Source organism: Sphaerisporangium fuscum, assembly GCF_018531465.1.
GTDB lineage: Bacteria > Actinomycetota > Actinomycetes > Streptosporangiales > Streptosporangiaceae > Sphaerisporangium > Sphaerisporangium fuscum.
Map to the genome: position 1 here is coordinate 23,436 of NZ_JAHDTF010000061.1, position 7,420 is coordinate 30,855.

The 7,420-nt window shown below is 71.8% G+C and carries 4 protein-coding genes; 1 reads left to right on the plus strand and 3 read right to left on the minus strand.

All coding sequences use genetic code 11. The features are described 5' to 3' along the window. Window positions 1–134 precede the first annotated feature (134 nt). A complete protein-coding gene (locus KIK05_RS45300; protein WP_214417129.1) occupies window positions 135–1,760 on the minus strand; it encodes an FAD-dependent monooxygenase in 1,626 nt (541 codons plus the stop codon). 78 nt (window positions 1,761–1,838) lie between these two features. On the opposite strand from KIK05_RS45300, the gene KIK05_RS45305 reads away from it, so the two are divergent. After that, entirely contained in the window at window positions 1,839–2,474 is a 636-nt protein-coding gene (locus KIK05_RS45305; protein ID WP_214417130.1) for a TetR/AcrR family transcriptional regulator, read from the plus strand. Window positions 2,475–2,477: 3 nt separating this feature from the next. Here the strand turns inward: KIK05_RS45305 and KIK05_RS45310 are convergent, their stop codons facing one another. Both KIK05_RS45310 and groL read right to left on the minus strand, forming a co-directional pair. Continuing rightward, window positions 2,478–6,008 (minus strand): WD40 repeat domain-containing serine/threonine protein kinase, encoded by a 3,531-nt coding sequence (locus KIK05_RS45310; protein WP_214417131.1) that lies wholly within the window; start codon window positions 6,006–6,008, stop codon window positions 2,478–2,480. A gap of 122 nt (window positions 6,009–6,130) precedes the next feature. Beyond that, the coding region (gene groL, locus KIK05_RS45315; RefSeq protein WP_214417132.1) for a chaperonin GroEL at window positions 6,131–7,420 on the minus strand (1,290 nt) is incomplete at its 5' end.

A 7,420-nucleotide genomic window follows, 5' to 3' on the forward strand; every position in this document is an offset into this window, starting at 1 on the left:
TCACCGCCGACCGTTTCCGGTGGATCGTGACTGTTTCCGGTCGGTCGCCGTATTTCGATGAATCAATGCTGCGTCCGGACCCTTGGTGGCCACTTGGGAGCGCCTTATCACCTCTCTGAGGCGGTTGACATTCTCTAGGAATGCAGGCCAGGGGCACCGAGCCAGGTCGCGACGGCCTTTCGCAGCGGGTCCGGGCCGGCGTCCGTCCCCTCGGCGGCCCAGGCGACGAAACCGTCGGGCCGGACGAAGAGCCCCAGCAGGTCAGGACGTTCCGGGCAGTTCGCCGGGATCACGTTCAGGCGGTCACCGTATCCGTCCACCGCGGCCGCCAGCGTGCCGGACGGGTCCACGAGCAGGCCCTTGCCGTCCCGCAGGTGGTCGGCCAGCCGGGAACCGTCGCCGAACTCCAGGTCCGGCGCGCTCGCGCCGACCAGCGGGTGGTCGCCCGGGATGTCGTACCGCTGCCAGACGCCCGAGATCTTCTTCACCAGGAACGTGGTGCCGGTGACCGTCTGGGTGAGTTCGCGCACGACCTCCCGCAGCGCCCTGGCCTTGACCTCCGGCCGCATGAGCGCCACCTGGGCGCGCGTCCAGTCGAGCACCCAGGCGCCGATGGGATGCCGCTCGCTGGTGTAGCTGTCGAGCAGCCCTTCCGGCGCCCATCCCCGGATGGTCGCGGCGAGCTTCCAGCCGAGGTTCACCGCGTCCCCGAGCCCGAGGTTCAGCCCCTGGCCGCCGAACGGCGAGTGGACGTGCGCCGCGTCGCCGGCGAGGAGCACGCGGCCGAGCCGGTACGTCGAGGCCTGGCGCGCATTGTCGGTGAAGCGGGTCGCGCTCCTGATCTCCTTGACCCGGATGTCGGCTCCGGTGACGTGGCGGATGGACTCCTCCAGCTCCTCTTCGGTGACCGGTGCGTCGCGGTCGGCGCGGGGGCCGGTGAACTGGACGGTGAGGATGCGGCCGGGCACCGGGCCGTGGGCGTAGATCCCGGTGGGAGTGCTGTTCCAGCCGGCCCCCAGGTCCTGCGTCCCGTCCATCTCGGCCAGCGCCTGATAGGCGGTGATCTCCGGGTCGGTGCCGGGGAAGTCGAAGCCTGCGAGCTTGCGGACCGTGCTCCTGCCTCCGTCGCAGCCGACCAGCCACCGGGCGCGGATGGACGGGCCGGTCGTCGCGACCGTCACCCCGTCGGCGTCGGCGTCGAAGCCGGTCAGCTCGACACCCCGGCGCAGGTCGACGCCGAGCTCGGCGGCGCGCTCACCGAGGATCATCTCCAGCTGCTGCTGGTTCACGAAGCCGATCTCACCGGCGGGCCCGAGCCCGCCGAATCCGGGGTCGTCGCCGTCAAACCATTTGCCGTCCAGCATGATCCCGGCGAAGTGCCCGGCGAACTTCGGCGGCGTGCGCGGAGCCGTACCCGGTCCGGCGGGCTTCGGCGGTGCGGCCGAGGGCTCGGCCGGCGTGGAGGACGGCCTCCCGCTCGCCGAGCCCGCCGGCTCCGAGGAGCCGGTGGAGCGCTGCCGCATGAAGGCCGACAACTGCTCCATGTTGTGCTTCTGCGCCTCGGCCAGGGCCGGCAGCAGGCCGCGCCGGTACAGCGCCTCCACGCTCGGCGCGTTGAGCGCGCCGGCCTTGATGGTGGTGCTGACTTCGGTGAGCCGTTCGAGCACCACGACCGAGACTCCCCCGAGTCGCAGCTCGCAGGCCAGCATCAGCCCCACCGGGCCTCCCCCGGCCACCACGACGTCCGCGTCGTACGACATGCCTCTCCCCCTTCGAACTACGTACACCAACTAGAAATTTACATTAGCAGTACTTTTCTAGTGAGTATAGTGTTCCTTATGAACGACGAGCTCGGCCTTCGGGAACGGAAGAAGCGGCAGACCCGGCAGATGATCTCCGACGTGGCATCGGGCCTCTTCATGCACAGGGGGTTCGACAAGGTCACGGTCGCGGAGATCGCGGAGGCCGCGAACGTCTCCACCAAGACGGTCTTCAACTACTTCCCCCGCAAGGAGGACCTGTTCTTCGACAGGTTCCCGGAGGCCGAGGAACTGGTGACCGACGCGATCCACGGGCGGGCGCAGGGCGTGACACCGCTGACCGCGCTGCGTCACCTGTTCCATGACCTGCTGCGGCGAGGCCACCCCCTGGCCGGCATCGGAGAGGGGTACCAGTACTTCTGGCAGGTGGTGCTCGACTCACCGGCCCTGCAGGCGCGGCTACGGGAATGGGCGGAGGAGATGGAGGGCCTCCTCGCCGCGCTCCTGGCGGAGGCGGACGGCGCCGACCCCGACGACCCGCTGTACCGCATGACGGCCGCGTTCACGGTCGCCGCGTTCCGCACGAGTTACGCGATCAACGTGCGCAAGGTCTCGGCGGGCGAGCGCCTGGACCAGGTCGCCGCGGACCACGCGGCCCTGTTCGACCGCGCCCTGGACGCGGTCGAACGCGCGGCCACCACCCTGTCGCCGTGAAGCTCACGACGTCCCGGCGCACACGTCGATGTAGGCCACCCGTGGCAGGTATTCCTGCCACTCTCGCACCGTTAGCGTGCGGCCGGCCCGCCCGCACACCGCCTTCACCAAGGCGTCCGGCGCCAGCGGCGTGAGCCGGACCCCGCCCTGTTCGTCCAGCACCGCCAGGTACGAACCGCCGGGGCCGAACGCGACGGACCGCACATTCGCGCCGGACGAGACGACCGGCTCGCCGAGCGCCTTGGCCGTCGCCAAGTCCCACAGCTGGACGCTCCTGTCGCCCGCGGCCGCCAGCGTCGCACCGTCCGCGGAGAACGCCAGCCTCTCGACCGGGCGGACGTCCGCGTGCAGCGCCGGGCCGAGCCTCGCCCCCGTCCGGGTGTCCCAGAGCATCAACCGCCCGGAGAAGTCACCGGTGACCAGCAGGGGCTTGGCCGGATGGAACGCGACGGTCATCAACTGCTGGCCGCTCGCGGCGAAGGTCCGCACCTTCCCGGAGTCGACGTCGACGAGGTACCCGGCGCGGGCGCCGAGCACGGCCAGGGTGCGCCCATCGGGAGCGAAGGCCGCCGTACTCGCGTCCGTGTCGTCGAGCCGGGCGACGACCCGCCAGCCGCCCGCCTTCAGATCACCCAGCCGCACCTCGGCCGCGGTGGGCGTGGCGACGACGGCGACGGCACGGGACCCATCCGCGGTCACCGCCGTCCCGTGGACGGACCAGCCGTCCCGCTGCGGGACCGAGGTCGTCGCGAGCCTGCGGCCGTTCACCCGGTCCAGGGCCCACATGCGGCGGCCGGAGTCGTCGACGACCGCCACGACCCGCTGATCGCGGCTGAAGGAGATGTCCTCCAGCGTCTGCTTGAATCGGACCGGTGACCCGGAGGCCCTGCCGGTGCCGACGTCCCGGAAGGTGAGCGTGCCCGGCAGACGCGCGTCGTCCGCGACCAGCTTCCCGTCGGGCGTCACCACACCCGCGTAGTCGCCGGGGAGGCCCGCGACCTTCCCCACCAGATCGCCGATCTCCACGGTGTGCACCGTGTCGTCCAGGATGTAACGCAGGGACCGGCCGTCGGCGTCGAAGCGCACCTGCGTGGCCTCGGCGGCCGTGGGGAGGGTGAGCAGCAGGGTCTGGTCGGACACCCGCCACAGCATGATGGAGTCCGCGCCGCGAGCGGCGAGGAAGCGGCCGTCCGCACTGAAGATCACTTCGGGCGCTCCGCTGGCCGCGGTTCCGAAGGGGACGCCGGTGACGCCTTTGGTCAGGTCGGTCAGGGTGAGCCCCTGGTCGGCGAAGCAGGCCAGCGTCCGCCCGCCGGGCCCGAACGCGAGCGCCTGCGGGCCCGCGCCGTCGTCCATCCACGTGGGCACGGGCCCTCCGCAGATGCCCTTGGGCGTGGCCCGGGGCGTCGTACCGGGTTGGTCGAACAGGCGGGGACGCTCACCGACGCCATCGATCGCCGCCACCCGCCCCGACGGGTCGACGTCCGCGAGATACCCCAGCTGCTTGTGGCCGGCGACGCCCGTGTCGATGTTCCACAGCCGCACCGCCTCGGCGAAACCGACGATGAGCACCCGTGGCGCGGCGCCGAACGCGATCTGGATCGGATAGTGCCCCTCGAACAGGTTCGAGCCCAGCGCCAGCTTCCGGCCGGTGGCCTTCCCGGTCCGCACGTCCCACACCCGCACCCACGATCCCGCGGCGACCGCGAGCAGCCCCCCGTCGTGGCTGAGCGCGATCGAATGCAGGCGCTGCCCGCGGATGCCGAGCCCGGCCCAGCCGCCCGTCCGTTTCCCCGACCTCGTGTCCCAGATGGTCACCCGGTCGTCCTCGCCGTCGGCCGAGGCGGCGGTGCGCCCATCCCGGCTCAGCGCGGACGCGGCGCCCCCGAGCGTCAGCACGGCCCTTTCCCGCTGGGCGAAGGACGACAGCAGGGCCGCGCGCGCCTCGACCGTCGGGCCGAGGCGCCAGGCGGCGGCGCTGAGCAGCATCGCCTTGACCGGGTCGGTGTCCCGGAGCCCGTCGGCGGTGGAGGCGATGCTGCGCGACTCGGCGAGGTCGCGCTGCTCGCCCACGTTGATGCTCTGCCACACCGTCGCGGCGCCGAACCCGACGGAGAGCACCAGTAGCACCGCCAGGGTGACGGCGAGGACGCGGCGGCGGCCGGCCCGGCGGCGGGCCAGCGCGGAGCCCGCGTCGAGGAAGTCGCGTTCCAGACGGGTCAGCCTCAGGTGCCGCCGCGCGGTCGCCGCCCACCTCAGCGCGGCGTCCAGCCGGTCCCCCTGGAACAGGTCGCCGTCACCGCCGCGATTCCAGCGCCGCGCCGCCGCCGTGATGTCGCGGAGCACGGCGAGCCCCTCCCGCTCGGCCTGCACCCACGCGCGCAGCCTGGGCCAGGCCTGGATCAGCGCGGGACGGGCGAGCCCGATCTCGTCGCCGCGCCCGGTCAGCAGGTACGCGAACACCTGCAGGACGCGCGTGACCGCCTCGGCCTCCTGCTCCGGCCTTCCCTCCAGCAGTTCGGCGCGAGGCATCCGGCGGGCCCGGATCTCCCCGTCGTCACCCACGGTGACCAGCCGGAGGAACACCTCGGGCACGAACTCGCGCTGCGCCGCGTCCAGCAGGCTGTGAGCCTCCTCCGCGACCATCCCGAGCCCCGGGTCGCGCCCCGAGCGCGGGCTGAGCAGCCCGCCCTCGGCGGTGCCGGCCGCCAGCAGGTCGGTGCCGGGCGCGACGCCGGAGATCAGCCCGTAGAGCAGGTCGCGGGCGGTGGGGCGGGCGAGCGGGTCCTTCGACAGGGCGGCCGAGACCAGCGGCCGGACCGAGCGCGGCAGCACATCGAGAGCGGGCTCCTCGGAGAGCACACGGTGCATGACGCCGCCGAGGCTCTCGGCCTTGAACGGGTCGGCCCCGGTGGCGGCGAACAGCATGATGCCGCCCCAGGCGAACACGTCGGCGGGCGGTCCCGCCCGCTCCCCGGTGAACACCTCCGGTGCCATGTAAATGGGTGTCCCGGTGACCAGGCCGGTCGCGGTGAGCGACATCTCCAGCGTGCGGGCGATCCCGAAGTCGATGACCCGGGGGCCGTCCGGCCCGAGCAGGACGTTGTCGGGTTTGAGGTCACGGTGGACGACGCCGGCGTCGTGGATCGCCGCGATCGCGGTGGCGACGGCGGTGGCCAGGCGGTGCAGGTCGTCCCCGGCGAACGTACGCCCTTCGGCGACCGCCCGGCGCAGGCTCGGCCCCTGGATGTACTCGCTGACGATGTACGGCTGTGGCGCGTCGAGCGCCGCGTCGATCACCTGGGCGATGCAGAACGACGCCACCCGGCGGGCCGAGGCCACCTCCCGGCCGAACCGGTCGCGCAGTTCGGGATCGCGCGCGGCGTCGCCGTGCAGCACCTTGATCGCGACCCGGCGGCCGGACGGGTCGTAGGCCTCGTAGACGACCCCCTGGCCGCCGGCGCCGAGCCGTCCCGCCAGCCAGTACTCGCCGAGCCGCGTGGGATCCTCCGGCCGCAGCCCTTCCGACGTCACGACTTGTTCGATGCGCGGGACCGGCGCTTCGTTCACGTGACATGGGTCACCGGTTCCGGGAACGCCGAAAGGGCCACCCCCGGCGGTGCGGGGATGGCCCTTTCGGTGCTGGAGCCGGAGGCTCAGAAGTCCATGTCGCCGCCGCCGGGCATGGCGGGAGCGGCAGGGGTCTTCTCGGGCTTCTCGGCGATGACGGCCTCGGTGGTGAGGAACAGGGCCGCGATGGAGGCGGCGTTCTGCAGCGCCGAGCGCGTCACCTTGGCGGGGTCGATGATGCCCGCCTCGAGCATGTTGACGTACTCGCCGGTGGCGGCGTTGAGGCCGACACCCACCTCGAGGTTGCGGACCCGCTCGACCACGACGCCGCCCTCGAGGCCGGCGTTGACGGCGATCTGCTTCAGCGGCTCCTCCAGCGCCTTGCGGACGATCGACGCGCCGGTGGCCTCGTCGTTGTGGAGCTCGAGCTTGTCGAACGCCTTGGCGCCGGCCTGGATCAGGGCCACGCCACCGCCGGGGACGATGCCCTCCTCGACGGCCGCCTTGGCGTTGCGGACGGCGTCCTCGATGCGGTGCTTGCGCTCCTTGAGCTCGACCTCGGTGGCCGCGCCGGCCTTGATGACGGCCACGCCGCCGGCCAGCTTCGCCAGGCGCTCCTGCAGCTTCTCGCGGTCGTAGTCGGAGTCGGTGTTCTCGATCTCGACGCGGATCTGGTTGACCCGACCCGCGATCTGCTCGGGGTCACCGGCGCCGTCCACGATGGTGGTCTCGTCCTTGGTGACGATGACCTGGCGGGCGCGGCCGAGCAGGTCGAGGGTGGCGGTCTCGAGCTTGAGGCCGACGTCCTCGCTGATGACCTGGCCGCCGGTGAGGACGGCGATGTCGGTCAGCATGGCCTTGCGGCGGTCGCCGAAGCCGGGGGCCTTGACGGCCACGGACTTGAACAGGCCGCGGATCTTGTTGACGACCAGGGTGGCCAGGGCCTCGCCCTCGACGTCCTCAGCGATGATCACCAGGGGCTTGCCGGCCTGCACGACCTTGTCGAGCAGCGGCAGCAGGTCCTTGTTGGCGGAGATCTTGGAGTTGACGACCAGGAGGTAGGGGTCGTCGAGCACGGCCTCCATGCGCTCCGGGTCGGTCACGAAGTAACCGGAGATGTAGCCCTTGTCGAAGCGCATGCCCTCGGTGAGCTCGAGCTCCAGCCCGAAGGCGTTGCTCTCCTCGACCGTGATGACGCCTTCCTTGCCCACCTTGTCCATGGCCTCGGCGATCATCTCGCCGATCTGGGTGTCACCGGCGGAAATGGAGGCGGTCGAAGCGATCTGCTCCTTCGTCTCCACATCCTTGGCGATCTTGGAGAGCTCCTCGCTCACGCGCTCCACCGCCGCCTCGATGCCCCGCTTCAGCGACATCGG